This window comes from Paenisporosarcina sp. OV554 (genome assembly GCF_003058165.1).
GTDB lineage: Bacteria > Bacillota > Bacilli > Bacillales_A > Planococcaceae > Paenisporosarcina.
Genome location: NZ_QBUC01000076.1, coordinates 1 through 1,281, shown reverse-complemented (window position 1 = coordinate 1,281; position 1,281 = coordinate 1). Strand labels below are relative to the sequence as shown.

1 protein-coding gene is annotated in these 1,281 nt (G+C 36.1%); it reads left to right on the top strand.

Annotation, left to right across the window (positions count from 1 at the left end):
- Nucleotides 1-442: 442 nt before the first annotated feature.
- Complete coding sequence (locus C8K15_RS19990; RefSeq protein WP_108588133.1) at nucleotides 443-1,093, top strand: polysaccharide deacetylase family protein; 651 nt, start codon at nucleotides 443-445, stop codon at nucleotides 1,091-1,093.
- Nucleotides 1,094-1,281 lie beyond the last annotated feature (188 nt).

Here is a 1,281-nt window from a genome sequence, read left to right as displayed (position 1 = left end):
TGTATTAGGCACGCCGCCAGCGTTCGTCCTGAGCCAGGATCAAACTCTCCATAATGGTGAGTCGATTAGCTCGACTTTGTTGCTGGCGTCAAAAATTTGACGTTTATAATGAACGGTTAAGTTCAAGTTTGTTTTCGATACCGACAGGTGTCGGCGTAAAAAAACGTTTTTGCTTCCGGCACTGAAATGCGTTCCGCTTGTTAGTTGACGTTTTGCTGTTCAGTTTTCAAGGTTCATGTGTTGGTCACTGTTTCAACAGCAACTCTTATATCTTAGCAAATTCTTGATGTCATGTCAACAAAAAAGTTTTGCTTTTTTATTTTTGTTTGCCGCATGTTTTGGCGACTTATGTATCTTACCATCCTTCAAACATGAATGTCAATACATCATCATAAATTTTAAAGAACAAAAATAAACTAGTTGAGGAAGGGTTGTGAATCAAATGAAAAAACGTATATTAATCACCTTAATCATTGTGTTCGTTTTCTTAATATTTATTCAACAAAAAGAACAATGGACATCGGTATTTCGTGTCACTGAACAACCTGACGTCTTGATGAAAGGCAATCACGGAGTGACATTAACCGTGGATCTATCATTCGGTCGCGAAGACGTGGATGACTGGATAACGAATTTAGAAAAACCTTATCCTCTACTTTTTTTAGATGCAGATTGGATGGAACGTTCTCCTTTAATCGTTAAAAAAATTAAAGAAAAAAACATTCCAGTTGGCTTACTCGGTCAAGAAAGTAAAAATTATGAAGAAAATCTTGGACTGCTAAAGAAGGAAATCGAAATTTTCCAGTCAGAATTCGGCGTTGTTCCACTGTGGTATCGGACGAAGGATAATATTTTTCCAGAACCACTTAAGCAACAAGTTTGGGATTCCAAAATCAATATGGTGAGCTCATCAATTAAATGGACTGCTGGTGATCCTCCTACTATTCAAAAAGGGGATATCGTTTCAGTTGCATTACATCAGAAAACTCGCGTTTCTCTTAAGGAGCTAACTGCTTTCCAAAAAACTCATCCTTTTGTCTCTATAGAAGAAACACTTTTTGGCTATAAAACACAAACAAAAACTTTCCCATAAAAAAAGCATCCAACTGGATGCTTCAGACTGTAGACAAACTCGATAAAATCGAGTTTGTCTACAGTCTTTTTTGTTTTTATAATAGAAGTATAAAATCTTGAGGTGATAATAATGCTTACAAAACATAATGCAATTCAACGAGATCAAATTGAAATGATTGCTTTAGAACAACTTGTGCCAGCGAATCA

What these genes read in the sequence shown, in the direction of transcription:
- C8K15_RS19990 (WP_108588133.1), top strand. Translation starts at nt 443, where the DNA reads ATGAAAAAACGTATATTAATCACCTTAATCATTGTGTTCGTTTTCTTA.